Below are 25,595 nucleotides of genomic sequence, written 5' to 3' on the forward strand. Positions count from 1 at the left end.
AGTGAAAAATGAATAGGGCCAGGTTTTAAATCGGGCCCTTGCTCATCTCCCCGGTTTCGACTGATTTGATTTCAGCCAGAAAGGGACGAAGCTGATCGCACTCTGGAAAATCTGCCCAATACCTCTATTGCCAACCGAGAATCAAAAAAGGGAACCGGTTTTTCGTAGAAAGATGTAAATCCTGAAGAGGGGCGTCGTAGCAGTGGAGGGGAGAAGAAAATCTCCCGGGAGATTGGCGTCATGGGCTCACCCAGTTTTGGCCAGGGATGAGGATGACGAAGCTGGGGCAATGCGATCTGCCCGCCGCGCCGATTTGCGCTATCCTCATTGCCAATCAAAAATTCCAACGATAAGGCGGTGATGCATTTGGCCGTAGCCAGAACGCTGCGGCCACATTCCGCCACTACAAATCGACCTTCAAGGAGAACGCATGAGTGAAGCCGCTTATCTGGACATCGACGCGCGCGGTGTTGCCGTCATTACGCTGAACCGGCCCGATGTTCACAACGCTTTCGACGATCAGTTGATCGCACATCTGATCGCACTGATCAAACAGGCGCAGGCAACGCCGCAGACGCGCATGCTGTTGCTGACGTCGACCGGCAAATCATTTTCGGCCGGCGCCGATCTGGCCTGGATGCGGCGCATGGCCGACGCCTCGCGCGAAGACAATCTGCGCGATGCACGCAATCTGGCGCTGCTGATGGAAACGCTCAACAGTTTTCCGGCGCCGACCGTGGCGCGCGTGCAGGGCGCGGTGATGGGCGGCGGCGTCGGTCTGGTGGCGTGCTGCGACATCGCCATCGCGTCCGACGCGGCTTTCTTTTCCTTGTCGGAGGTCAAGCTAGGTCTGGCGCCGGCCGCCATCAGTCCTTACGTCATCGCCAAGATGGGCGTGTCGCAGGCGCGCCGCTATTTCGTGTCGGGCGAGCGCTTCTCGGCGATTCGTGCGGCGGCAGTCGGTCTGGTGCACGAAGTGGTGCTGGCGACCGAACTGGACGCCAAGGTCGAACAGATATGCACTGGCTTGCTCGCCAATGGTCCGCAAGCCATGCGCGCCGCCAAGCAACTGGTGCAGGTCGCCAACCCCTTGCAGATCACACCCGAACTGAGCGAATACACCGCCGGCGTCATCGCCGATCTGCGCGCCTCGGATGAGGGCAAGGAAGGCTTGCGCGCCTTTCTTGAAAAGACCGCGCCGGTCTGGGTGACGGGCTAAGATTTCCTCTTGCATGATCCGGTTCGCATGAGGCTCTGTTTCTCATCTCTTCACTGATCATTTATTCTCAAACTCCCCAAGAGGCGCCGATGCATCGTGCGCCTCATTTTCATTTTTGACGCCATGAAATCGACTTCCACCCGCATGCTCGGAGCCGTGCTGCTGACACTATCCGGCCTGACTTCCGGTGCCTGCGCCAGAACCCTGTGCACGATCGCCGTCGATGCCGCCAGCGGCAAAGTCGTCACCCAGAGCGGGGAGTGCAATACACGCGTCACGCCGGCTTCCACGTTCAAGATTGCGCTGAGCCTGATGGGTTTCGACTCAGGCTTTCTCAAGGATGAGCATCATCCGGCGCTGGCGTTTCGCCCGGGCGATCCGGACTGGGGCGGGCAGGACTGGACGCAGGATACCGATCCGGCGCGCTGGATGAAATATTCGGTGGTCTGGTATTCGCAGCGCATCACGCATGCCCTGGGGGCGCAGCGGCTGCAGCGTTATGCGCAGGCCTTCGGTTTCGGCAATGCCGACCTCAGCGGCGATCCCGGTCTCGACAATGGACTGGAGCGTGCATGGATCAGTTCATCGCTGAAGATATCGCCGGCCGAGCAGATTGCCTTCTTGCGCAAGCTCGCCATGCGCACGTTGCCGGTGTCGGCGCAGGCGCTCGACATGACGTATCGCATCACCACCCTGACGCCGCTGGCGGAGGGCTGGGAGCTGCATGGCAAGACCGGCGCTGCTTTCCCCAGACTGCCCGACGGCAGCAATGACAGGGCACGCGGTTACGGCTGGTTCGTCGGCTGGATGAGCCGTGGCGACAAAACGGTGGTATTCGTCCGCCTGACGCAGGACGAGCGGCTGGAGCAGGGATCGCCGGGCATCAGAGCGCGCGACGCCTTCCTCAAAGAGTTGCCGGGGATAGGCGCAGCGGCCTTGCATTGAATGCGGTGTGCCGCGTTGAAGTGCCGGGGCGCAGGCGGTGACTACTTCGCGACCGGAAACGGAATCACGCCCGCGCTTGCTGCGCAGGTTTCGCTGGCCGGCAGCCATTCTTCCAGCGTCACTTCAAAGGTCATGCAGACCGGATTGGCGCCTGCCACAAACGGTCCGCCGAACACATTGCCGCTGAGGTCGGCGACCACGCCGGTCAATGCGGCGCGCACCGTGCCGTCTTCTTGTGAGCGCACTTCGCCGGCCAGACTGACGATCTCGGCGGCCGGGCCCTTGATCTGCAGGTATTTGCCATCCTGCGTTTCCAGGCAGGCATCCACCAGACTGCCCAGCGCGCCGCGCACGAAGGCATGCCGGAAACCGTGTGCCAGGCAGAGTTTTTCCACGCCCAGCACCAGATCTTCATTGGGCGCGATACGGGCATAGGCGACGCGGCCCATGTTGCCGCTTTCGACCATGGCTGCTTCATTCATTTGTCGTCTCCTGATACGGTTTTATAAGTGAAATGTTGGTTTCGGCGTCGTAGGCCACGCGCAGCTGGATGTCCGTAAAGGCGGTCACCAGCACCGAAATCGGCCGTGCGCCGACGATGGAATTCTGCGTAAGGATGTGGCCGCCCTTGACCGCGCCGTTTTCGGCACGCAGTGCGCCGTGGCAGTGGATGATGGGTGCGCCTTGCTGATTCTTGCCGATGGTGGCATTGCCGAAGATCAGGCAGGAACGCCCGGCGCGCAAGGGTTCGGCATAGCCGACGCGCGTCTGGCCGGATGGATCGACCTGCGCCACGCAATATTCGATCTGCTCGAAGTCGCCGCCGAGGATGGTGGTCGAGGCATGCTCGATGCCGATGGCCGCCAGCGGCAGGATGATGGCGTCGAACATGTTGGCGCCGGGGGCCAGCGTCAGTCGCACATGGCGGCCGCGTCGCGATTGCCGGCTTTCGATGCGTACCGGATGCGCCGGACCGGGATGGATCAGCAGGCGTGGACGGTCGGGCTGCAGGGAAGCTTTCATGGCGGTGATCCTATGCGTTCGTGAGAGGCTGGCTGGAAATCGGAAATCGGAAGGTGGGGCGCCGCTGCAGTGCGCGGCTGATATACGGGGGCAGCGCCGACGCGGAGGTATGGCCGCGTCGGCGACTGCAAGGCGAACCGGCGGATGCGGTTGCGGCCGGCGCCGCTGATGCGGGCGACGCCATGGTTCAGGTCAGGCTGGATCACAGCGCAGTCTCCGTTTTAGTTATGCGGCCAGTATAGATTTGTCGACTTAGTATTTGTAACCAAATTAAATTACAATCGATTTAAATATTGGGTTGTTTTGACTAATTTATTAATTTTTATTGGTCGAATAAAGGCGAAATCAGAATGAAGCTGGATAAAGTCGACATCAAGATACTGAATCACCTGGCCGGCGATGGCCGCATCGGCTGGAAGGAGTTGGCCGACAAGATCGGGCTGTCATTGACGCCGACCTTGCGTCGCGTGCGTCTGCTCGAAGAAGCCGGCTACATCCAGGGGTATTTTGCGCGGCTGGACGAAGCGCGACTGGCCGGCGAGCTGGTGGTGTTTGTGTCGGTGGCGATGGACAAGCAGGAGCAGGAAGCGCTGCTCAATTTCGAAAAGCGCATCGTCCAGGTGCCGCAGGTGATGAGTTGCTTCCTGATGACCGGCGACGCTGATTATCTGCTGCGGGTGGTGGTCAAGGATCTCAATACTTTCCAGAGTTTTCTGACCGACACGCTCACCCGCATACCCGGTGTGGCGCACATCAAATCGAGCTTCGCGCTGAAGTCGGTGCTGAACCGGACGGCGCCGCCTTTGTAAGCGGGCGGGCCGGCATGCCGCCATGCCGCCATCATGCGATGCCAAACAAAAAGCCGCATTCATTCAAGGATGCGGCTTTTTGATGCCGGTCCGATTGCTGTTCAGACTTCCACTGCATCCAGCGGCCAGGCCAGCGACAGCGGCGTCAGGCGCAGGCCGAAACTGCGGGCCGTCGCCGCCAGCAGACCGGCGTCGCGCGGAGCGGCGATGCGTGCCAGCAGGTCGCGCACGGTGTGGCTGGATGGCGATCCGGCGAGGCGCTCGACCGGCACTGCCACGCCATTGGCCAGTTGCGCCAACTCTTCCAGGCTATGTTCATCCGGCCCGCCCAGCTCATGGATGCCGGGCTGGCCGGCGCCCAGCGCGGCGGCCTCGGCGATGGTCGCGACGTCGCCCAGGTTGATCGGCCGGCTGGTGCGCTGCAGGTCGCCGAACAGCATGACCGGCGCGGCGGGCGCCGGCTGCAGCAGCGCCTGTTCGAAGGGCAGCGGCTGCGGGCTGCCGCGTACTACCGGGCCGAGCCGGAAGATCACGCTGTCGGGCAGTTGCATCAGCAACTGTTCGGCTTTGCCTTTGGCTTTGAGATACCAGTTGTCCGAAGCGGCGTCGGCCAGCAGCGACGAGAAATACACCACGCGCGTGCGCCGTTCGGCCAGCGCCAGCGCTACGCGTTGCGCGGTATCCACCATGCCGGCCCGATAATCCTCCCAGCACCCGGCGCCGAACACGCCGGTCAGCAGCACCACTGCATCGGCATCAGCGATGGCGCGGATGCTGTGCGGGTTGTTGGTCCAGTCGCTGATCACATCGTCGGCCACCAGCGGCGCCGGGCGCCGCACCAGTGCCGTGACGCGGATGCCGGAGTCGCGCAGCAGCAGGAGCAGCAGGCGTCCGGTGGGGCTGTTGGCGCCGGCCACCACGACATGTCTGCGCGGCGCGGCGTTGGAAAGGGGATGCATCATGTTTCCTCCTGTATGGGGAAGGGCGACGGCGGGATTGCAGGATTGCGGGAGTGTGGCGCGGCCCGATATCGGGATCAGCGCCGCGCCAGCGTGATGGCATGTTCCGGGCAGGCCGAGACGCACAGGCCGCAGGCGCGGCAGGCGTCGGCGTTGGGCGTGTAGGCGACCTGCATGCCGTGTACGCGCAGCTTCATGCGCGACAGAAAACCGAGCGCCTTGAAATCCTGTTCATCGATGCGGCGTACTTCGAACACGTTCTCGGGACAGACCGGCACGCAGTCGGCCTTGCCCTCGCAGCGCTTCAGGTTGACCACCGGCACGATGACGCCGGGCGGCTGCTTGCAGTTGGCCGCTTGCTTGACGGATGGGGCGCCCATGCTCATTCGCCCTGGCCGTTTTGACGGGGACGGCCGCGGCCGAACCTGCAGAAGCGGGTTTCGACGCGCGCCCGTTCTTCCGGCGTCATGGCTTGCCAGCGGGCGCGTATGCGGCGCTTTTTGTCGTGCCAGTCACCGCGTCCGCGGAATCCGCCGAACAGGATGCGGCATAACACCAGCAAGCCCAGCGCGCGCCAGAAACCTATGTCGGCGGCGCCCGGGAAGATGGGCGGCACCACCCAGTTCCAGAGCAGCATCACGGCGCCGCCCAATACGCCGGCGCACAGCACCACAAAGCACAGCTTGAGCGGCCAGTACATCCTGAAGCGGCGTCGGGGTCCGATCTGATCCATTACATCTCCAATTCGTCGTAAATAGCCTGCAGCCGCTGGCGCAGATGCAGGACCGCATAGCGCTTGCGCGCCAGCAGGGTGTTGAGGCTGGTGCCGCTGGCGGCTGCCATTTCCTTGAAACTCATGCCGTCGAGCTCGTGCGCGATGAATACCTCGCGCTGCGGCTCCGGCAACTCGTCGAGCGCATCCTGCAATGTTTCGAGCAGCACGGCGCGGGCGTAGGCCGCTTCCGGGCCGCTATCGTCGGCCGGCAGTGTCAGGTCCAGCCGCCAGGCGCCTTCTGCGGAGTCGAAATCCTCGACCTCGCCGGGTTCTGCCAGCGGTTCTTCCCTCTTCTTGCGAAAGCGGTCGATGATGCGGTTGCGCGCCACCCGGAACAGCCAGGCGCTGACCTGCTCGATGGGTTCCGGCAAACGGTAGGCCTGCACGAACTCGTGGAACACGTCTTGCAGGATGTCTTCCGCTTCGCCGGCATCGGCTACCCGACGGCGAATGAAGCCGCCCAGGCGCGAACGCTCGCGTTTGACGGTGGCGGTGATCTCGCTGTCCTGATCGCTCATTGCGGGGTGGGTGGAAGTTGACTGCATGCCCTGAAGACGGATCATCTTCAGAGATATTGTGTGAGGCGATAAATTTATTTTGCCGGATGGCGAGATTCTACCGGGCTGCCTTGTTTCGCCTGCATCGTGGCAGCCGCGCAATAAGAAACGCACCCGGGCGGGTGCGTTTCAATGTGCAGATCAGGATCAATGAGGGGCGATCAGAGCTCGATCTTCGTCCCCAGCACTTGCAGGAACTGCGCCAGCCAGGCCGGGTGGCCGGGCCATGCCGGCGAAGTCACCAGCTTGCCGTCGGTGATGGCGGCATCCACCGCGATATCGGCGTACTGCCCGCCTGCCAGTTTGACTTCCGGCGCGCAGGCCGGGTAGGCCGAGACCTTCTTGCCTTCGATCACGCCGGCCGCCGCCAGCAATTGCGCACCGTGGCAGACGGCGGCGATGGGTTTGTCGCTCTTGGAGAATTCGCGTATCAGTGCGATCACCTTTTCATTGAGCCGCAGATACTCGGGCGCGCGGCCGCCGGCGATCACCAGCGCGTCGTAGTTGCCGGCGCTGACATCGTCAAAGCTGGCGTTGAGTGCAAACAGGTGGCCCGGTTTTTCGGTGTAGGTCTGGTCGCCTTCGAAGTCGTGGATCGCCGTCTTTATCTTGTCGCCGGCTTTCTTGCCGGGGCAGACCGCGTGCACCGTGTGGCCCACCATCTGCAGGGCCTGAAACGGCACCATGGTTTCATAGTCTTCGGCGAAGTCGCCGGTCAATAACAGGATCTTCTTTGCTGCCATCATGTTCTCCTTGAGGGATGGAGGATTGAAACCGGGCTGGTTCAAAGGCTGTCCTGCGACTGGCTGCCCGGCGGAGGGAAGTTGCGATGGCTCTCTATTTAAGCCACTGCATCTGACGCGAATTGCCCATTAAAAAATCCCGGTTCATTTCCACGCATTCGCGCAGATAACTCCACAGCGCCGAGACGCGTGCCACGTGGCGCTGTTCGCTGGCGGCCACCAGCCAGAACGAGCGCGTGATGGCGATTTCCTGCTCCAGCACCGGCACCAGATCGTCGCTCTGCTGGGCCAGAAAGCAGGGCAGGATCGCCAGCGCGTTGCCGCTGCGCGCGGCGGTGTATTGCGCCACCACGCTGGTGCTGCGAAACGCGCGGAAGGACTCCGGCGCGAAATTGTCCTTGTAGCGCAGCTCTTCGCTGAACACCAGATCGTCGATATAGCCGATGAAGTTGTGCTGCTCCAGATCGGCTACGGCGCTGATGGGCGCATGCGACTCCAGATAGCCGCGCGTGGCGTACAGCTTCAAGACATAGTCGGACAGTTTTGTGACCACGTAATTACCCGACAGCGGGCGCTCGATGCTGACGCTGATGTCGGCCTCGTGCTTGGACAGATTGACGAAGCGCGGCATGGGCAGCATGTCCACCGAGATATGCGGATGCTGGGCGCAGAAATGCGCGATATGCGGCGCCAGCACGAAGGTGCCGAAACCTTCGGTGGCGCCCAGCCGCACCTGGCCCGACAGCATGCGGTTGTGGCCGCCCAGTTCTTCCGCCGCCGCATAGACCGTGCTTTCGATGCGTTCGGCATATTCCACGAGCCGGTAGCCGTCGGCGGTCAGTTTGTAGCCGTGATTATTGCGGTCGAACAATTGGCTGCCGACCTGTTCCTCAAAGCGCTTGATGCGGCGCGATACGGTGGAATGGTCGATGCCCAGTTTCTTGGCCGCATCCACCAGACCCTGGCTGCGTGTCAGCTCCAGAAATATCCGCAGATTGTCCCAGTCCAGCATGAAGTCTCCTTGATTGCGGGGCGGCCTTTGTCGGCTCGCACCGGTTACACATAGCCTGTGGCGCGATTTGCATGGATGCAAAAGCCTTTTGAATTTTTGGTTATTGTAACGATATTAACGCACATGCAAAATAAGTCGCGGTTGTTTCCCATCGTCATTGCCAGCAGCGAACTCAGAGTCGCGCGGCCAGCCAGGCTGAGATGGGCGGCAAACCGACAAAAACGACAATATTAGGAGACAAAATGCGTAAAAACGGTGTGAGCCCCGCAGTGCGGGCTCTGGCGGCAGCAGTTGCCTGTACTTTTTCCCTGTTGGGCGTCAGCGGTACGGTATCGGCGCAGAATGCCGACACCGTCAAGGTAGGCATTCTGACCGACATGTCGGGGCCGTATTCTGCGATGGGCGGGCCCGGTTCGGTAGTGGCCGCCAAGCTGGCGGTGGAGGACTGCCTCAAAGCTGAATGCAAGGGCATGAAGATCGAAATCGTCTCGGCCGACAATCAGAACAAGCCGGACGTCGGCGTCACCCGCGCGCGTGAATGGCTGGACCGCGACAAGGTCGAGGCGATTGCCGACCTGACCAATTCCTCGGTCGCGCTGGCGGTGCAAAAGCTGATCAAGGAAAAGGGCGGCATCGCCATGTACAGCGGCCCGGCGACCGGCGCGCTGACCACGGCCGAATGCACCACCAACGGCTTCCACTGGATGTTCGATACCTATTCGCAGGCGGCCGGCGCAGCAGCGGCGCTGACCAAGCTGGGTAACAAATCCTGGTACTTCGTCACGGTGGATTACGCCTTCGGCCACTCGCTGGAAAAGGATGCCTCCGACGTGGTCAAGGCCAACGGCGGTACGGTAGTGGGTTCGGTGCGGCATCCGCTGAATGCCTCCGATTTCTCCTCCTTCCTGCTGCAGGCGCAGGCCTCCAAGGCGCAGGTGATCGGCCTGGCTGACGGCGGCACCGACGTCGTCAACGCCATCAAGCAGGCGCGCTCGTTCTCGGTGGGCGACAAGAATCAGCGTCTGGTGGCGCTGCTGGTGTTCCTGTCGGACGTCCACGCGCTGGGTCTGGAGGCGGCGCAAGGGCTGGTCTACACCGATGGTTTCTACTGGGATTACGACGACCAGACGCGCAGCTTCTCCAAGCGTTTCGAAGCGCAGTTCAAGAACATCAAGCCGACCATGGTGCAGGCCGGTGTGTATTCCAGTGTGTATCACTTCCTGAAGGCGCGCGCCGCCGCCAAGACCTCGGACTGGAAAGTGGTCTCGCAAAAGATGCGCGAGATTCCGATCAACGACTTCGTCATGCGCAATGCCTCCATCCGTCCCGATGGTCGCGTGATTCACGACATGTATCTGTACCAGGTGAAGGCGCCGGCTGAATCCAAGGGCCCCTGGGATTACCTGAAACTGCTGTCGGTGATTCCGGCGCAGCAAGCCTTCCGCCCGATGGACGCAGCTTGCCCGCTGGTCAAGTAAGGCGGCACAAGGGAAATCATTTACTGCCGGGATGCCGCGCTTCTGAACACGATCTGCGGCCGTCCCGGTTCCTTCTTCATCACTATGGAAAAATCATCATGAGCCAGTCCAACATCCCCAACGTTCCCCTTTACCTCAACGGCGAGAAAGTGCAATCGACGTCCAAGGAATGGCGCGACGTGATCAATCCGGCGACGCAGGAAGTGGTCGCGCGCGTGCCTTTCGCCACCAGGGAAGAAGTCGACCGCGCCGTCGCCAACGCCAAGGAGACCTTCAAGACCTGGCGCACCACCTCGCTGGCGCAGCGCATGCGCATCATGCTCAAATTTCAGCAACTGCTGCGCGACAATATCGCGCCGCTGGCCGAGATGATCACGCGGGAACACGGCAAGACCCTGCCGGATGCCGAAGGCGAAGTCATGCGCGGGCTGGAAGTGGTGGAGCACGCCTGCTCGATCACATCGCTGCAACTGGGCGAGCTGGCCGAAAACGTCGCCGGCGGCGTCGATGTCTACACGCTGACCCAGCCGCTGGGCGTGGGCGCCGGCATCACCGCCTTCAATTTCCCGGTGATGCTGCCTTGCTTCATGTTTCCGATCTCGGTCGCTTGCGGCAATACTTTCGTGCTCAAGCCTTCGGAGCAGGATCCTTCTTCCTCGCTGTTCCTGGTGGAGCTGGCCAATCAGGCCGGCCTGCCGCCTGGCGTGCTGAACGTGGTGCACGGCGGCCCCGACGTCGCCAACATGATCTGCGATCACCCCGATATCAAGGCGGTATCCTTCATCGGTTCGACCAACGTCGGCACCCACATCTATCGCCGCGCCAGCGAAGCCGGCAAGCGCGCGCAATCGATGATGGGCGCCAAGAACCACTGCATCGTGCTGCCCGACGCGCCCAAGGATCAGGCCATCAACAACCTGCTGGGCGCCGCTTTCGGCGCCGCCGGTCAGCGTTGCATGGCGAACTCGGTGGTGGTGCTGGTCGGCCAGACCAAGGAATGGATTCCCGAAATCGTCGAGCGCTCCAAGGCCATGAAAGTCGGCCCGGGCAGCGATCGCAAGGCGGATGTCGGTCCGCTGGTGTCCAAGGCCGCCAAGCAGCGCGTGGAGCGCCTGATCGGCGTCGGCGTGGAGCAGGGCGCCACGCTGCTGCTGGACGGCCGCAACTGCAAGGTCAGCGGCTTTGAGGATGGCAACTTTGTCGGGCCGACCGTGTTCACCGGCGTCAAGGCCGGCATGGATATCTACGAACAGGAAATATTCGGCCCGGCGATGTGCATCGTCGAAGTCGAAACGCTGGACGATGCGATCGCCTTCATCAACGCCAATCCGAACGGCAACGGCACTTCGATCTTCACCTCGTCCGGCTGGGCCGCACGCAAGTTCCAGAACGAAATCGATGTCGGCCAGGTCGGTATCAACGTGCCGATTCCGGTGCCGGTCGCGTATTTCAGCTTCACCGGTTCGCGCGCCTCCAAGCTCGGCGATCTGGGCCCCAACGGCAAGCAGGCCGTGCTGTTCTGGACTCAGACCAAGACTGTGACCGCACGCTGGTATGCGCCGGATGAAGAAGCCGGTCAGGTCAACACCACCATCTCGCTGAAATAACAGGAGGCCGCATGAGCGCCAATATCGTATTCATCGGACTGGGCAATATGGGTTTGCCGATGGCGCAGAATCTGGTGAAGGCCGGATTTTCCGTCAGCGGTCATGACCTGGTGCGCACCAGCGTCGATAAGCTGGTCGAAAGCGGCGGCAAGACACAGGCCGATTCCATGGCGGCGGTGGCCGAGGCCGACATCGTGATCACCATGCTGCCGGCCAGCAAGCACGTCGAGTCGCTGTATCTCGGCGACGCGGGCATTCTGGCGCGCGCGCGGCCGGGCACGGCGCTGATCGACTGCTCCACCATCGCGCCGGAAAGCGCGCGCAAGGTGGCGGCGCTGGCCAGGGAAAAAGGCTTCGACATGCTGGATGCGCCGGTCTCCGGCGGCACCAACGGCGCCACGGCCGGCACGCTGACCTTCATGGTCGGCGGCAGCCAGGACGCCTTTGCCAAAGCCCTGCCGTATCTGGAAAAAATGGGGAAGGCCATCTATCACGCCGGCGACAGCGGCAGCGGCCAGACTGTCAAGGTCTGCAACAACATGCTGCTGGGGATCCTGATGATAGGCACCTCGGAGGCGATCCGGCTGGGTGTGGCCAACGGCATGGATCCCAGGGTGCTGTCCGAAGTCATGTCCAAGAGCTCCGGCCGCAACTGGACGCTGGAGGTCTACAACCCATGTCCCGGCGTGATGGAGAACGTGCCTGCATCGAAAGACTACGCCGGCGGTTTCGGCGTCGATCTGATGCTCAAGGATCTGGGGCTGGCGGTCGAAAGCGCGCTGGCCACCGGCAGCGCGATTCCGCTCGGCGCAGCCGCGCGCAACCTGTACGACATCCACAGCAAGAACGGCGCGGGCAAGCTGGATTTTTCCAGCATCTACAGCCTGCTGGGTAAAGCCAAATAGGTTTTGTGATGCAGTTGCTCTGATCTCCGGAGATGTAATTCTTGCGCGGCTTCGGCCGCGTTTTTTATGGGAGTCAGGAGGGCCGCGGCTGACGCCGGGCGAGGTGCGCAGCGTCATTGTGGATGAGTCGTTGATGAAATGAGGTAGCCTAGAGCCTATTCAGGTTGAAGGAAGATTCATGAACGAAATCATCTGCCCGCATTGCGGCAAGGCATTCAAGATCGACGAGGCGGGCTACGCGAATATCCTCAAGCAGGTGCGCGACAGCGAGTTCGAGCAGCAACTGCATGAGCGTCTCGAACTGGCCGAGCAGGACAAGCGCAACGCCATCGAGCTGGCGCAGACCAAAGTCGCCGGTGAAATGCAGAAGACCACGGCCGTCAAGGATGCCGAAATTGCTGATCTCAAGGCAAAGATCGAGGCGGCAGCGGTAGCGCAGCAACTGGCGATCAGTGAGGCGCTGGGTTCCGTGGCGAAAGAGCGGGATAGCCTGCTCAACCAGCTGGAGCGGTCGCAGCAGGACAAGCAGACGATGGCGCAACTGGCCGAAGCCAAACTGGTCAATGAGCTGCAAAAAACGGCAGCCTCCAAAGACGCACAGATTCAAGAGTTGAAGACGCAGCTGGAGGCGGGCAAGCTCAGTCAGAAACTGGCGATCACCGAAGCCGTGGGCACGGTGGAAAAAGAGCGCGATCAGCTGAAACACGGCTTGGCGCAGGTGGCGCTGGAAAAGCAGCTGGCCGAAAAGTCGATGAAGGACAAGTACGAAACCCAGCTCAAGGACCGCGACGATGCCATCGAACGCCTGAAAGACCTGAAGGCGCGCCTGTCGACCAAGATGGTCGGTGAAACGCTGGAGCAGCATTGCGAGACCGAGTTCAACCGCATCCGCGCGATGGCGTTTCCGCGCGCCTATTTCGAGAAGGATAACGACGCCCGCAGCGGCAGCAAGGGCGATTACGTTTTCCGCGACATGGATGAGGCGGGGACCGAGATCGTCTCCATCATGTTCGAGATGAAAAACGAGAGCGACGAAACGGCGACCAAGAAAAAGAATGAAGACTTCCTGAAGGAGCTGGACAAGGACCGCATCGAAAAGAAGTGTGAATATGCGGTGCTGGTGTCTTTGCTGGAACCTGAGAGCGAGCTATACAACACCGGCATCATCGACGTGTCGCATCGCTATCCGAAGATGTATGTGGTGCGTCCGCAATTCTTTATTCCCATCATCACGCTGCTGCGCAACGCCGGCATGAAGTCGATGGAGTACAAGTCGGAACTGGCGCTGGTGAAGGCGCAAAACATCGACATCACCAACTTCGAAAACGAACTCGACACCTTCAAGAGCGCCTTCGCCAAGAACTATGATCTGGCGTCACGGCGTTTCCAGACGGCGATCGACGAAATCGACAAGTCGATCGACCATCTGCAGAAAACCAGAGAAGCGCTGGTCGGCACCGACCGCAATCTGCGGCTGGCCAACGACAAGGCGCAGGATGTGTCGATCAAGAAACTGACCAAGGGCAATCCGACCATGGCGGGAAAATTCGACGAGCTCAAGAGCGGCGATGCTGAAGGCGCATAGGTGCATAGGCGCATAGGCCAATACCTCACTACGTCAATACGCTGAAGGCGCAACTGGCCCGAAGCTCGCAGCGACGTCGCTCGCGCAAAACGAAAACGGCGCCCGCAGGCGCCGTTTTTTTGTCCACCGGATCGGGCCGGCGCTTACTTCTTCACTTCATCTTCGATGTGCGCTTTCACGATGCTGGCGAAATCGGCGTCGGCGGTGAAGCCCAGCGCCTTGGCGCGTTTGGCTTCGAAGGCGCCCGGCCAGGAGTTGACGATGCGCTTGATCGCTTCGTCTTCTTTCCATTCGATCAGCTTGACCACTTCAGCGCCGGCCACTTGCTCCAGCGCGTCGACCATTTGCTTGACGCTGACCGACAGGCCGTCGATGCTCAGGAAGCGAGACAGACCCAGATCGGCGCCGTTGATTTCGTGGCCGTGGATCAGATTGGCGATGGCCTGACGTGGCGACATCAGCCACATGCGTGTTTCCGGGCTGACCGGGCAGACCGTCGCCACGCCGTTCAGCGGTTCGCGGATGATGCCGCTGGCGAAGCTGGAAGCGGCCTTGTTCGGTGCGCCGGGGCGTACCGAAATGGTCGGCATGCGCAGGGCGCGGCCGTCGATGAAACCCTTGCGGCTGTAGTCGTTGACCAGCAGTTCGCCCATCACTTTTTGCGCGCCGTAGGAGCTTTGCGGCATCAGCAGGGTGTTGTCCGGCACCACGGCCGGCAGTTCGCCGCCGAACACCGCGACCGAGCTGGTGAACACCACGCGCGGCTTGGTGCCGAGCGCGCGCGCGCGTTCCAGAATGATGCGGGTGGCGTCGAAGTTGATCTTCATGCCCAGTTCGAAATCCGCTTCGGCGTGGCCGCTGACGATGGCCGCCAGGTGGAAGATGGATTGCGTTTCGGCAGTGATGACGCGCTCGATAACGGCAGCGTCAGCGATGTCGCCGGTAACGGCATCGATACGCGGATCGTCGAAACCTTGCGCGGCCACCACGTCGAGCAGGGTGATGCGCTTGATGTCTTGCAGTTTGCCGTCCTTGCCGGTCAGCTGGCCGCGTTGCAGCAGTTGGCGCGCCAGACGGCTGCCCAGAAAGCCGGCGCCGCCGGTGATTACGATATGCATGTTTTCTCCTCTTTGCTTGGTGTGTCTGTCTGATTGTTTTGCCGGATTTCAGTTGATCCCGCTTTGATCCTGATTCGGGATCGACGATAGATCGCTTGCTGCTCTTGCTGTCATTTTTGCAATGAGCATTTCATATTCTGGCCGCTGCCTCTGAATGGCGTGGAAAGCGGCTCAGAATGCGCCCCTGCATTGATCGCAAATTATAGCAGAAGTTGTCATACAACTTTTTGATTGAGCGCATTTGAAGGATGTCTCAAAAGCGCCCGGCAAATGTTGCGAAGGCGTTATTATGGCGGCCATATGAAAAATAAAGAGCCCGCCGCTGTCCGATCTTCCCCTGTTGCCAAATCATCCGTACGCAAAGGCGGGGGGACTTTGGCCGACCATGTCACGCGTACGCTGGCGCAGCAGATTCGCGACGGCAGTTTTCCGGCCGATGCGCGCTTGCCCTCCGAGATGGAGTTGACCGAGCATTTCTCGGTAAGCCGCACCGTGATTCGTGAAGCGATTTCGCGTCTGAAATCCGACGGTCTGGTCGGCGCCCGGCGCGGCAGCGGCACGGTGGTGTTACGGGCCGGCGGCAATGTGCCGTTCCGGCTCGATATCGACGTCAAGGATTCGCTGCAGGCGGTGTTGCGGGTGATCGAATTGCGGCGCGGTATCGAAGGCGAGATGGCCGCGTTGGCAGCCACCCGCCGCACCAAGACTCAGGTGCGCAGAATTCAGCAATTGCGTCTGGCGATCGACAAGGCGGTGGCGGCGGGACGCGACGGCGTGGCCGAGGACTTCGCTTTGCATGCGGCGATTTCAGAGGCTTCGGGCAATCCCTTGTACACCTCGCTGCTGCAATTTCTCGGGCAGTTCCTGCATGCGGCGATCCGCGTGGCGCGCATCAACGAAGCGCGCCGTGAAGATTTCAGTCAGCAGGTGCGCGCCGAGCATGAGGCGCTGGCGCTGGCGATTGAGGCGGGTGATGCCGAAGCCGCGCGCGCTGCGGCCTTGCAGCATATGGAAAATTCGGCACAACGCATCCGCGCCGCCGATCAGGCGTTCTGGGCCAGCGAAGGCGGGCGCGAAGCGAGCAAGCTGGCGCGTTCCAGAGTGAAGGGCTAAGCCGGCAGGAAGGAGATTGCGTCTGACGTGCAATGCAAGCGCCGAGGCGCCTGTCGGGCAGAGACGAAAAAAAACGCTGCGGGAAACCGGCAGCGTTTTTTTGCATGCGCAAGAAAATCAGTTGCGGACGACTTTCTTGTACTCGTTGGTGCGTGTGTCGATTTCGATCATGTCGTCCTGGCTCACGAACAGTGGCACCATCACGACGATCTGATTGGCTTCGATCGCGTTTTCAATCTTGGCTTCCTTCAGGACGTTGCCCGAAGTGTTGCCCTTGACTGCCGGTTCCGAATAAGTCACCAGACGCACGATGGTGGTTGGCATTTCAACCGAGATCGCCTTGCCGTCGTAGAACACGGCTTCGCATTCCATGCCGTCTTTCAGGTAGTTCACGGCGTCGCCCATGTTCTCGCCTTCGATTTCGTACTGGTTGTACTCGGCGTCCATGAACACGAACAGCGGGTCGGCGAAGTAGGAATAGGTCACGGCCTTCTTGTCCAGCACCACCACGTCGAACTTGTCGTCGCCGCGGAACACGTTTTCCTGCGGGCTGTTGGTCAGAAGATTCTTCATCTTCCACTTGTAGGTGAAACCGGTGCGGCTGGAGCCGTTGACATCGGAACGCAGAACAATCATTGGCTTGCTGTCAACCATAATGATGTTGCCAACACGAATTTCTTTTGCAAATTTCATAGCGGATATCGTAAAAAAGTAGTGTGCATCAAAATCGTCTGTAGCCCACCGGTGAACAACTCTTTACCGAACACCGCAAGCCCACGCATGATTAAATTTAAGATGCGTTAAAGTTAGCCCTAGATTTTAACCTATTTTTCTGCGGCTTCTAACTAACTGTTTCGGCAAACTTCAGCAAATTGGAAGCCAAGTCGCCATTTGCCAACATTTGGGCTTGCCAATTCATGGAACGGGCGGCGATCTGCGGCATGTCGGTTTCCAGCGCCGGCCACAGTTGCGACCAGTCGGCGATTTCCGGCAAGGCCTCGTTCCAGGCCAGCGCCAGGCGACTGAGCGCCTCGGTGGCACCGCCATACACTTTCAGGAAAGCCTTCAGTTTGACGTGATGCAAGTTCTTGTCTTGCGGATAAATATGCCAGATGAAAGGCTTGCCGGCCCATTGCGCGCGCACGAAGGAATCTTCGCCGCGTACGAAATTCAGATCGCAGGCCCATAGCAATTTGTCGTAGTCGGGCTGCGGTACGAAGGGCAAGACGCGTACCGTCAGCGCGCCTTGCGTGGCGTGAGATCCGGCGAGCGCTGCCTGGCCGAGGAAGGCCTGCACGGCATTGCCGGCGACGCCTTCAGGCACCAGGCAGGTGATCGGCCGGCCGGCGCTTTTCCATACTGCAAACAATTCAGCGACCGGCGCCTGCGGATAGCAGAACAGTGAGACTTTCAAGGCGTCGATTTCCGTCGGCGCCACGCCAAGATGGCCGAGGAAGGCTTGCATCGCAGCCGGATCCCGCTGAAAGGCAGCGCGTTGCTGCTCCAAACCGTGCTCCATCAGCAAGCCGCCGGTGCGTGCGTTGAATCCGGGGAAGAAAAAATGCTTGGTCAGCGGCAGCGTCGAATGCGGCGAGGGCAGGGTATGGCAGCCTTCCACCCATTCTTCCGCAGTCAGTCCTTCCAGATTCAGCCAGACCGCGCGCGGGGTGCGCTCGGCCATGGCCTGGATGTAGCCGGGCGGGATATTGCAGCCGAAGAACTCGATCACGATGTCGGCGGCGCTGAATGTACCGTTCTGATCACGCCAGTGCAGCACCGTCACGCCCTGAACTTCTTGTGTTGGCGCCTCAGTATCGACCTCGGGACAAATGCGCTGAAAGCTGATCAGGTCGTCGACCCAGAGTCTTACCGCGATACTGTGTTCGCGTTCCAGTTGCCGCGCCAGACGCCAGCAGATGCCGATATCGCCGTAGTTATCCACGACTTTGCAAAACAGGGCGAGCGAGCGTTTGGGCTGCGCGGGGGCGGAAGTGAGCTGATTCATGTGCGCTGAGAACAGGTTCTGATTGGGTCGGCATGATACAGGGATAAAAGGCTGCGGGCCGGCTGCAGGGCAGGATAGAGATGGGAAATGGCGCGCGGAGCTTGGTGGCCGTTTGCAGGCAACGCTGACTATTTAAATTAAATTGCTTGCAATTTAATTTTGAGCTGTATATTATTCGACTCATGGACACCGCACACAAACCGACACTGCCGGAAGCGATGATTGATCAGGCTCTGATGCTGGACAATCAACTCTGCTTCGCCATGTATTCGGCTTCGCTGGCGATGACCAAGGCCTACAAGAAAATCCTGGCCGATCTGGATATGACGTATCCCCAATATCTGGTGATGCTGGTGCTGTGGGAGAATAATCAGATGAGCGTATCTGAGCTCGGCGCCAAGCTGTTTCTGGATTCCGGTACGCTGACGCCGTTGCTCAAGCGCATGGAAATCATGGGGCTGCTGAGCCGGGCGCGTGATGCGGCAGACGAGCGCCGCGTGCTGGTGACGCTGAGCGCCGAAGGCAAGGCGCTGCGCAAGCGGGCGATGCAGGTGCCGGAAAAGCTGGTGTGCATGTTGCCGCCGCTGGAGCAGATCAAGAGTCTGGTCGCGCAACTGAAGGACGTACGCAAGAATTTGCAGGACGGCGTGGAAGAGTAAGTTGAAGCGTCTGAAGTAGAAATTGAGCAAGACCGTTTGAAATTGTTGTGGCATCAGGCAGTAGCAATGCTTCATGTTCGGCCGAGTTTTAGCCGATTGTTTTATTTAATTTATATTGTTCGCAATTTTATTGTTGTAAATTTAAATGAGTCGCGGTCGAAATTTTCCCAGCGCTCATCCAACCCACCGAAAGGAAGAAAAATGTCAGTCGAAAAGATCCTGTATCAAGCTCAAGCAACTGCAACCGGCGGCCGTGAAGGCACTGCCAAGTCGTCCGACGGTATTCTGGACGTCAAGCTGACAACACCGAAGGAACTGGGCGGCGGCGGCGGCAACGGCACCAACCCTGAGCAACTGTTCGCAGCCGGCTATTCGGCTTGCTTCATCGGCGCCCTGAAGTTCGTCGGCGGCCAGGAAAAGGTTGCCATTCCGGCTGACACCAGCATCACCGGCACCGTCGGCATCGGCCAGATTCCAGGCGGCTTCGGCATCGAAGTGGCGCTGGCAATCTCGATCCCCGGCGTGGACCGCGCAGTGGCGCAATCGCTGATCGAAAAGGCGCATCAGGTTTGCCCTTATTCGAACGCAACACGCGGCAACATCGACGTCACCCTGACGCTGGTATAAGTTCTGCCGCGGGCAGAGCGCCCGTAAAAAAGCCCCGCAAGTGATTGCGGGGCTTTTTCTTTGCCGCCTGGAGTTGGCCAGCTCCGATTTTTCTCCGAAACGGATCAGCGGCTCATCCGCTCCAGCATGTTGCCCACGATGCGACGGTGAAAGGGCATGATGGTCGCCAGATAAGCCTTGCCGAACAGGCGCCGCGTGCGCACCAGCGTGGTGACGGTCAGCCATTGTTCGTGGTCGGGGCCGGCGTCATCCCTGGATTTTTCGATGCAGACGCGAAAGTCCAGATGTTGATCATCCAGCCCCATCAGCAGGCTGTGCTGATCTTGCGCCAGCACCGGAAAGCCCGGCAAGCCGCCCTCGTTTTTGCCGGCCTCAGCAGCGGCCGGCGAGCCGATGCCAAGTTTTGCGCGCTTCAGACCAAACGGCCTCACCAGCAGATTGCGCAGGTTCAGCAGAGCATCGATCCAGGGCGCCTTGTTCTTCATCATGCTGGCGGCCAGTTCGCCGATCTCTTGCGACGCCAGCGCCGGCTTCAGTCTGATGCGAAAACTGTCGCCGAAATCGGCCCCCGGCAACACTTTCCAGTGATGCGCTTGTGGCGCAATCTCGATTGCTTTCCCTGCCTTGCTCGTGCAGAGCATATTGCCTCCCTGATTTGGTCCCGGCCAGCTTAGCTCAGTTTTTCCGGCGGCGTTTGCCGTCCGCCGCCTTGGCGCTGGCGAAGCGTTCGTGCGTCTCGTCGGCGTTGCGGCGGCCGAAGGCATAGTTCGCCTCCAGCCACATGACGTTGATGATGCCGAAGGCCAGCGCCAGGCCGATGCCGAGTATCCATGCGAAATACCACATATGCTTCTCCAGAAAATGAAGGGTTAATGGGCCTGCAGCGGCAGGCCCATGGAATGCATCAATAAGCGGTGTGCTCGTTGTCGCTGATGTGCTTGAGCGTGACCTTGCCGCGCATCACGCGATACACCCAACTGGTGTAGACCAGAATCAGCGGCAGGAAGATCAGCACCATCCAGAACATCAGACCCAGCGTTTTCTGGCTGGATACCGCGTCCCAGATCGTCAGGCTGCTGCGCGCATCGAGCGAGGACGGCATGATGAACGGAAACAGCGAAGTGCCCGCGGTCAGGATGATGCCGGTCACCGACAGGCCGCTGCTGACGAAGGCCATACGCGGTTTGCGGGCCAGGCTCAGCAAGCCCGAGATCAGGGCAAAGCCGACACCCATGGCAGGCAACACCCAGGTGATAGGCCAACGCGCATAGTTATCCATCCAGGCGCCGGGCGCAGTCACCACGGTCTTGGCCAGCGGCATGAAGGCGCTGTTGGCGTCCGGCATGTCGGTGATGCGGAAGCCGCTGATGCCATGCGCCACCCAGAAGCCGCCGGCGGTGAACAGGACGGCGCTGAGCACGGCTGCGACCATCGCCACCTTGCGCGAGCGCTCGGCCACCATGGCATCCGTCTTCACCTGCAGATAGGTGGCACCGTGGTTTACCAGCATCGCCACGCTCAGCAGCCCGGCCAGCAGACCGAAGGGATTGAGCAGGGCGAAGAAGCTGCCGGTGTATTCCACCCGCATGGTGTCGTCGTAGTGGAAGGGCACGCCCAGCAGCAGATTGCCGAAGGCCACGCCGCAGATCAGCGGCGGCACGAAGCCACCGGCGAACAAGCCCCAGTCCCAGGCATTGCGCCAGCGCGGATCGGCCACCTTGCTGCGATAGTCGAAGCCGACCGGGCGGAAGAACAGCGAGAACAGCAGGATCATCAGCGCGATGTAAAAGCCGGAAAACGCGGTGGCATACACCAGCGGCCAGGCCGCAAACGTGGCGCCGCCGGCGGTGATGAACCAGGTCTGATTGCCTTCCCACACCGGGCCGATGGAGTTGATGACGACGCGCCGTTCGCCGTCGCTCTTGCCGACGAAGGGCAGCATCATGCCGACGCCGAAGTCGAAGCCGTCGGTCAGTGCGAAGCCGATCAATAGCACGCCGACGAAGGCCCACCAGATGAGTTTCAGGGTTTCATAGTCGAAGATCATGTTGCTTTCCTCATTAAGTCTGCATCAGGCGGCATGGCCGGGAGTGTTGGGATTGAGCGGTGGCGGCAGCACCGGCGGTTCGCCGCTGTCGTGCCTGGAGTTTTCCCAGTGATACTTGCCGGTATGCAGGCTGCTGGGGCCGCGCCTTGCGTACTTCACCATCAGGATCATTTCCACGATCAGCAGGAAGGTATAGAACAGGATGAACCCGGCCAGGCTGAAATACAGGCTCGACGGTTGCAGCGACGAGGCCGACAGATGGGTCGGCAGAATGCCGGCGATGGTCCATGGCTGACGGCCGTATTCGGCGACCAGCCAGCCGAGTTCAATGGCGACCCAGGGCAGCGGAATGCTGAACAGGGCCAGCTTGAGTAGCCAGCGCTGCGGCGCCAGACGCTTGCGGATCAAGAAGTAGAACGAAGCCGAGAAGATGAACAGGAACAGCACGCCCAGCGCCACCATGCCGCGGAACGACCAGAACAGCGGCGCCACCTTGGGAATGGTGTCGTTGACCGCCATGGCGATCTGCTCCGGTGTGGCGTCGGTCACGTTCTGGGTGTATTTCTTCAGCAGCAGGCCGTAGCCCAGATCCTTCTTGGTGCGATCGAACTCGGCACGCGCCGCCGGCGACTTGTCGCCCGATTTCAGGCGCAGCAGCGCCGAGTAGGCCAGCATGCCGTTGCGGATGCGGACTTCATGTTCCTTCTTCAGGTCCTTGATGCCGATCACTTGCTGATCGACCGAACGCGTCGCGATCAGGCCCAGTGCATACGGAATCTTCACCGCGTAATCGGTTTTCTGCGCCTGGTCATTGGGGAAGCCGAACACCGTGATGCCGGCCGGCGCCGGATGGGTATCCCATTCCGCTTCGATGGCGGCCAGCTTGACCTTGTTGACTTCACCGGCGGTATAGCCGGATTCATCGCCCAGCACGATCACCGACAAGGTCGAGGCCAGACCGAAGCCGGCGGCGATGGCAAATGAACGCAGCGCGAAGGCGGTGTCGCGCGCCTTGAGCAGATAGAAGGCAGAAACGCCCAGCACGAACATCGAGGCGGCGACATAGCCGGCCGCCACCGTGTGCACAAACTTGACCTGCGCCACCGGGTTGAAGATCACATCGCTCATGCTGACCAGTTCCATGCGCATGGTCTCGAAGTTGAATTCGGCGCCGACCGGATTGTTCATCCAGCCGTTGGCGATCAGAATCCACAGCGCAGACAGGCTGGAGCCGAGCGCCACCAGCACCGTGACAACAAAGTGCTGGGTCTTGCTCAGCTTGTCCCAGCCGAAGAAGAACAGGCCGACGAAGGTCGATTCCAGGAAGAACGCCGCCAGACCCTCAATCGCCAGCGGCGTGCCGAAGATGTCGCCGACATAGTGCGAGTAGTAGGACCAGTTGGTGCCGAACTGGAATTCCAGCGTGATGCCGGTGGCCACGCCCATGGCGAAATTGATGCCGAACAGCTTGCCCCAGAAACGGGTCATGTCCTTGTAGATCGGGCTGCCCGTCATCACGTAGACCGCTTCCATGATGACCAGAATCCAGGACAGCCCCAGCGTGAGCGGGACGAATAAAAAGTGATACATCGCCGTCACTGCAAATTGCAGCCTCGACAGCGAAACGACTTCATCGATCGGAACCATGCGTTACCTCTAAAGTGGATGGAGTGACATTGGGTTGTGATGGGGCGGGGGAGGCGACGGGATTGCCGGAAGCCGGCGCCAGCATGCGTTGCTCGACGCGTTCGACCGGCATGCGCATGTGCTTGGCTTCAGGGTGGGCAAAGAAGGTTTTGGCGAGCACCGTCAGCAGCGAGATCTTGATGATCAGCAGCAGCGTGATCTCCAAGCCCAGCGGCAGCCGCGTAAATCTGGGAATGCGGGGAAGGCGCTTGAGCGCAGAGAGGGCTGGCATGTCTTACTCCTTGTTGGCCGGCGCAACGGCTGGCCGGTGTGTTATTTCGTCTTGTCTGCGGTCGAGTCTGATTCGGCCGAATCGGCCAAATCAGAGGAGTTGGCTGAACTGGCCGAGGCGGCCGCGCGCTTGTCGCCGCCAAAACGGAACTTGTCGCGCACCTCCAGCAATTTCTTCACCTTCGATCCCATCTTCATCAGCGACACCAGGGTTTCCGGCGACAGGCGCTGGACGTCGTCGAACCACGAACTGGAGAGTTCGATCAGGTCGTACATTTCGCGCATGCGCTGTTGCGCCTGCTTGTCCTGTTTGCTGGACGGGTTTTCCAGCAGCGCATCGCGCAGCATGGACAGCGTCGGCTCGATTTCGCGACGGCGCCGTTCTTCCAGCAGCGCTTTGAAGATGTCCCAGATATCCTTGGGCGGTTCGAAATACTCGCGCCGGTCATTCGGCTGATGCAGCAGTTTTACCAGCCGCCACGACTGCAATTCCTTCAGTCCCATGCTCACGTTGGAGCGCGAAAAACTCAGGTATTCGGCAATTTCATCGGCATTCAAAGGCTCGCCGACCACGTACAACAGTGCGTAAATCTGGCCGACGGTGCGATTGATGCCCCAGCGGCTGCCCATTTCGCCGAAGTGCATGATGAAGCGCTGCATCAGAGGAGTCAGTGTGTTTGTTTGCATGATGTTTTGAATTTTCAGTAATTACTGAAATTTAAAGCATTCCTGAATTGATGACAATGACACGCGTCAATGAATTTTCTGATGACAGTTATGGACTTTGGAAATAATGGCTGCTTCAGGCGTCGTGCAGATTGGCTTGCTTCATCTGCTTACCGATCCCATTCAGCGTGCAATGTCGCCGATATTCAGACTAAAGCGCGATATCGCATGCTGCCGGAAACAGCGGATTCTGATCCGCAAAAAAACCGGCTTGTCGTAATATCGGTCGCCGCTCGCTCCCCCGGGATACTTGCGGCCGACCTGATTTTTACGGCTGATGTGATTTTCCATCTTTCCTACATGCAAAGAGGCACTCGGCTGATGGCCTGCTTGATATCGATCAAATAAGCTTGCAAAAGCAGGGGAGCTGGCCAGCGTGCGCAGGGTAAATGGCACATCGAGGGTGGCCTTGGAACGGCGGAGCGGATGGCGCAGAAGAGCCGGCACGGTTCGGCTACCGCCATCCCGCAGGCTGGAATTCTGATCGGCGGGACCTTGCGGTCTATACTGCGCGCAGCTCCGGCACATTGCTCAAATCAACCAAGAATGAGGCGCTGCCTCTGTACAAAAAAGGATATTCCGATGCTGGGTTTCGACTTTCGCATAGCGCGCATTACCTGGACCGTGTTTCTGGTCGCGCTGCTGCTCTTCATCACTTACACCATTTCTTCCACCGTGCTGGTGGTGGTGTTTGCGGTGTTCTTCAGCTATCTCATTTACCCGCTGGTGGAGCAGATCGAGCGCATACGCCCGGCGCGGGTGCCACGTACGGTGTCGATTGCGCTGGTGTTCGTGCTGGTGATCGTGATCGTATCGGCGGTGGCCGCCATCTTCGGCTCACGCATTCAGGACGAAGCGCTGCATCTGAGCGAACAATTGCCGGCGCTGCTCAAGAGCAATAATCTGGTCAATCGCATTCCCTTGCCCGGCTTCATGGAGCCGATGCGCGCGCGCATCATCGGCTTTGTGCAGGATCAACTGGCCAACGGCACCGATCAGGCCATGCCGCTGGCCAAGCAATTCGGCGTCGGCATCATGCACGCCGCCAGCAATCTGATCTATCTGGTGCTGGTGCCCATCCTCAGCTTTTTGCTGATCAAGGAAGCGCCGGCCATGCGCGATGAGGGTTTGTCCTGGCTCAATTCGGCCAACCGCCGCATGTGGGACGGCATCATCAAGGATCTGGACGTGCTGCTGTCGAAGTATGTGCGCGCCATGCTGTTTCTTTCCATTGCTACTTTCATCAGCTACAGCATCGCCTTTTCGCTGATGGGCGTGCCGTATTCCATGCTGCTGGCCGGATTCGCCGCCGTGCTGGAGTTCGTGCCCTTCGCCGGACCGCTGGGCGCCAGCGTCGCAGCTTTGCTGGTGGCCGGCTTCAGCGGCTACGACCATTTACTGTGGATGCTGGGCTTCATCGTCGGCTATCGCCTGTTCCAGGATTACGTGCTGAATCCTTATCTGATGAGTGAAGGCGTCGAAGTCAGCCCGCTGATGGTGATCATCGGCTTGCTGGCCGGCGATCAGCTCGGCGGCGTGGCAGGTATCTTCCTGTCGGTGCCGGTAATGGCGGCGCTCAAGATTGTGTTCGTGCGCGCCAGCGCCGCGCGCAAGGCACGCCGTGCCGCAGAAGAAAGAGAGGCGCAGGCGAGGGCGCTGGAATTGGAAAAGGCCGCAGCTGCTGCGGCAGCACCGCCGACCGTGGTGCAGGTCAACATAGAAAAACAGACCTGACCGATACAATCCCGGACGACGGATGAGAAGGG

At 60.3% G+C, this 25,595-nt stretch carries 29 protein-coding genes; 11 read left to right on the forward strand and 18 right to left on the reverse strand.

The genetic code is table 11. The features are described from left to right. The first annotated feature begins 430 nt into the window (after positions 1-430). Both PQR62_RS11600 and blaOXA read left to right on the forward strand, forming a co-directional pair. Positions 431-1,219 (forward strand): enoyl-CoA hydratase-related protein, encoded by a 789-nt coding sequence (locus tag PQR62_RS11600; protein WP_408157999.1) that lies wholly within the window; start codon positions 431-433, stop codon positions 1,217-1,219. Between the two features lie 123 nt (positions 1,220-1,342). Further along, on the forward strand, positions 1,343-2,164 hold the full coding sequence (blaOXA, locus tag PQR62_RS11605) for a class D beta-lactamase (protein ID WP_408158001.1): 822 nt from the start codon (positions 1,343-1,345) through the stop codon (positions 2,162-2,164). A gap of 41 nt (positions 2,165-2,205) precedes the next feature. Here the strand turns inward: blaOXA and PQR62_RS11610 are convergent, their stop codons facing one another. Both PQR62_RS11610 and PQR62_RS11615 read right to left on the reverse strand, forming a co-directional pair. Beyond that, positions 2,206-2,646 carry a PPC domain-containing DNA-binding protein gene (locus PQR62_RS11610; protein ID WP_408158003.1) on the reverse strand — a complete coding sequence of 147 codons (441 nt, stop codon included), beginning with the start codon at positions 2,644-2,646 and terminating at the stop codon, positions 2,206-2,208. Further along, positions 2,639-3,187: a PCC domain-containing protein gene (locus PQR62_RS11615; protein WP_408158005.1), complete on the reverse strand. Its 549-nt coding sequence runs from the start codon at positions 3,185-3,187 to the stop codon at positions 2,639-2,641. The genes PQR62_RS11610 and PQR62_RS11615 overlap by 8 nt, the downstream gene beginning before the upstream one ends. 350 nt (positions 3,188-3,537) lie before the next feature. Here PQR62_RS11615 and PQR62_RS11620 point away from each other — a divergent pair, with 350 nt between their 5' ends. Next, positions 3,538-3,996 (forward strand): Lrp/AsnC family transcriptional regulator, encoded by a 459-nt coding sequence (locus PQR62_RS11620; protein WP_408158007.1) that lies wholly within the window; start codon positions 3,538-3,540, stop codon positions 3,994-3,996. Positions 3,997-4,097: 101 nt separating this feature from the next. Here the strand turns inward: PQR62_RS11620 and PQR62_RS11625 are convergent, their stop codons facing one another. The 6 genes from PQR62_RS11625 to PQR62_RS11650 form a co-directional block, all read right to left on the reverse strand. Further along, complete coding sequence (locus tag PQR62_RS11625; RefSeq protein WP_408158009.1) at positions 4,098-4,958, reverse strand: SDR family oxidoreductase; 861 nt, start codon at positions 4,956-4,958, stop codon at positions 4,098-4,100. A gap of 74 nt (positions 4,959-5,032) precedes the next feature. Beyond that, a complete protein-coding gene (locus PQR62_RS11630; protein ID WP_408158011.1) occupies positions 5,033-5,335 on the reverse strand; it encodes a 4Fe-4S binding protein in 303 nt (100 codons plus the stop codon). 2 nt (positions 5,336-5,337) lie between these two features. Continuing rightward, a complete protein-coding gene (locus PQR62_RS11635; protein WP_408158013.1) occupies positions 5,338-5,688 on the reverse strand; it encodes a hypothetical protein in 351 nt (116 codons plus the stop codon). Next, positions 5,688-6,275 (reverse strand): RNA polymerase sigma factor, encoded by a 588-nt coding sequence (locus PQR62_RS11640; protein ID WP_408158015.1) that lies wholly within the window; start codon positions 6,273-6,275, stop codon positions 5,688-5,690. The genes PQR62_RS11635 and PQR62_RS11640 overlap by 1 nt, the downstream gene beginning before the upstream one ends. A 173-nt stretch (positions 6,276-6,448) precedes the next feature. Continuing rightward, complete coding sequence (locus tag PQR62_RS11645) at positions 6,449-7,030, reverse strand: DJ-1/PfpI family protein (RefSeq protein ID WP_408158536.1); 582 nt, start codon at positions 7,028-7,030, stop codon at positions 6,449-6,451. 94 nt (positions 7,031-7,124) lie between these two features. Further along, the gene (locus PQR62_RS11650; RefSeq protein ID WP_408158017.1) at positions 7,125-8,042 is read right to left on the reverse strand and encodes a LysR family transcriptional regulator; all 918 of its coding nucleotides are present in this window, start codon (positions 8,040-8,042) and stop codon (positions 7,125-7,127) included. Positions 8,043-8,284: 242 nt separating this feature from the next. Here PQR62_RS11650 and PQR62_RS11655 point away from each other — a divergent pair, with 242 nt between their 5' ends. The 4 genes from PQR62_RS11655 (at position 8,285) to PQR62_RS11670 (ending at position 13,617) form a co-directional block, all read left to right on the forward strand. Further along, a complete protein-coding gene (locus tag PQR62_RS11655; protein WP_408158019.1) occupies positions 8,285-9,520 on the forward strand; it encodes an ABC transporter substrate-binding protein in 1,236 nt (411 codons plus the stop codon). Positions 9,521-9,618: 98 nt separating this feature from the next. Continuing rightward, positions 9,619-11,127, forward strand: coding sequence for a CoA-acylating methylmalonate-semialdehyde dehydrogenase (locus tag PQR62_RS11660; protein ID WP_408158021.1), 1,509 nt, complete (start codon positions 9,619-9,621; stop codon positions 11,125-11,127). An 11-nt stretch (positions 11,128-11,138) separates the two neighbouring features. Next, positions 11,139-12,032, forward strand: coding sequence for a 3-hydroxyisobutyrate dehydrogenase (gene mmsB / locus PQR62_RS11665; protein ID WP_408158023.1), 894 nt, complete (start codon positions 11,139-11,141; stop codon positions 12,030-12,032). Between the two features lie 178 nt (positions 12,033-12,210). Further along, positions 12,211-13,617, forward strand: a complete 1,407-nt coding sequence (locus tag PQR62_RS11670; RefSeq protein ID WP_408158025.1) for a DUF2130 domain-containing protein — start codon at positions 12,211-12,213, stop codon at positions 13,615-13,617. 143 nt (positions 13,618-13,760) lie between these two features. Here the strand turns inward: PQR62_RS11670 and denD are convergent, their stop codons facing one another. Then, positions 13,761-14,735, reverse strand: coding sequence for a D-erythronate dehydrogenase (denD, locus tag PQR62_RS11675; RefSeq protein WP_408158027.1), 975 nt, complete (start codon positions 14,733-14,735; stop codon positions 13,761-13,763). Positions 14,736-15,035: 300 nt separating this feature from the next. Between denD and PQR62_RS11680 the strand changes: the two genes are divergently transcribed. Then, positions 15,036-15,848, forward strand: coding sequence for a FadR/GntR family transcriptional regulator (locus tag PQR62_RS11680; protein WP_408158029.1), 813 nt, complete (start codon positions 15,036-15,038; stop codon positions 15,846-15,848). 117 nt (positions 15,849-15,965) lie between these two features. Here the strand turns inward: PQR62_RS11680 and PQR62_RS11685 are convergent, their stop codons facing one another. Next, positions 15,966-16,541, reverse strand: coding sequence for an elongation factor P (locus tag PQR62_RS11685; RefSeq protein ID WP_408158030.1), 576 nt, complete (start codon positions 16,539-16,541; stop codon positions 15,966-15,968). Positions 16,542-16,689: 148 nt separating this feature from the next. Beyond that, on the reverse strand, positions 16,690-17,853 hold the full coding sequence (earP, locus tag PQR62_RS11690) for an elongation factor P maturation arginine rhamnosyltransferase EarP (protein WP_408158032.1): 1,164 nt from the start codon (positions 17,851-17,853) through the stop codon (positions 16,690-16,692). Between the two features lie 182 nt (positions 17,854-18,035). On the opposite strand from earP, the gene PQR62_RS11695 reads away from it, so the two are divergent. Both PQR62_RS11695 and PQR62_RS11700 read left to right on the forward strand, forming a co-directional pair. Continuing rightward, positions 18,036-18,512: a MarR family winged helix-turn-helix transcriptional regulator gene (locus tag PQR62_RS11695; RefSeq protein ID WP_408158034.1), complete on the forward strand. Its 477-nt coding sequence runs from the start codon at positions 18,036-18,038 to the stop codon at positions 18,510-18,512. A gap of 201 nt (positions 18,513-18,713) precedes the next feature. Further along, positions 18,714-19,139, forward strand: a complete 426-nt coding sequence (locus PQR62_RS11700; protein WP_408158036.1) for an organic hydroperoxide resistance protein — start codon at positions 18,714-18,716, stop codon at positions 19,137-19,139. Positions 19,140-19,243: 104 nt separating this feature from the next. Here the strand turns inward: PQR62_RS11700 and PQR62_RS11705 are convergent, their stop codons facing one another. The 7 genes from PQR62_RS11705 to PQR62_RS11735 form a co-directional block, all read right to left on the reverse strand. Further along, the gene (locus PQR62_RS11705; protein WP_408158038.1) at positions 19,244-19,780 is read right to left on the reverse strand and encodes a DUF2867 domain-containing protein; all 537 of its coding nucleotides are present in this window, start codon (positions 19,778-19,780) and stop codon (positions 19,244-19,246) included. A gap of 34 nt (positions 19,781-19,814) precedes the next feature. Then, positions 19,815-19,985, reverse strand: a complete 171-nt coding sequence (gene cydX / locus PQR62_RS11710; protein WP_408158040.1) for a cytochrome bd-I oxidase subunit CydX — start codon at positions 19,983-19,985, stop codon at positions 19,815-19,817. Positions 19,986-20,043: 58 nt separating this feature from the next. Beyond that, positions 20,044-21,186 (reverse strand): cytochrome d ubiquinol oxidase subunit II, encoded by a 1,143-nt coding sequence (cydB, locus tag PQR62_RS11715; protein ID WP_408158042.1) that lies wholly within the window; start codon positions 21,184-21,186, stop codon positions 20,044-20,046. A gap of 24 nt (positions 21,187-21,210) precedes the next feature. Beyond that, positions 21,211-22,833: a cytochrome ubiquinol oxidase subunit I gene (locus PQR62_RS11720; protein WP_408158043.1), complete on the reverse strand. Its 1,623-nt coding sequence runs from the start codon at positions 22,831-22,833 to the stop codon at positions 21,211-21,213. Further along, positions 22,817-23,104 (reverse strand): cytochrome oxidase putative small subunit CydP, encoded by a 288-nt coding sequence (cydP, locus tag PQR62_RS11725; RefSeq protein ID WP_408158045.1) that lies wholly within the window; start codon positions 23,102-23,104, stop codon positions 22,817-22,819. Before cydP ends, PQR62_RS11720 begins: the two co-directional genes overlap by 17 nt. 41 nt (positions 23,105-23,145) lie before the next feature. Continuing rightward, entirely contained in the window at positions 23,146-23,790 is a 645-nt protein-coding gene (locus PQR62_RS11730; RefSeq protein WP_408158047.1) for a GbsR/MarR family transcriptional regulator, read from the reverse strand. A 162-nt stretch (positions 23,791-23,952) separates the two neighbouring features. Next, positions 23,953-24,276, reverse strand: coding sequence for a hypothetical protein (locus PQR62_RS11735; protein WP_408158049.1), 324 nt, complete (start codon positions 24,274-24,276; stop codon positions 23,953-23,955). 135 nt (positions 24,277-24,411) lie between these two features. On the opposite strand from PQR62_RS11735, the gene PQR62_RS11740 reads away from it, so the two are divergent. Then, complete coding sequence (locus PQR62_RS11740) at positions 24,412-25,563, forward strand: AI-2E family transporter (protein WP_408158051.1); 1,152 nt, start codon at positions 24,412-24,414, stop codon at positions 25,561-25,563. The last annotated feature ends 32 nt before the right edge of the window (positions 25,564-25,595 follow it).

Source organism: Herbaspirillum lusitanum (assembly GCF_046025995.1).
GTDB lineage: Bacteria > Pseudomonadota > Gammaproteobacteria > Burkholderiales > Burkholderiaceae_D > Herbaspirillum > Herbaspirillum lusitanum_A.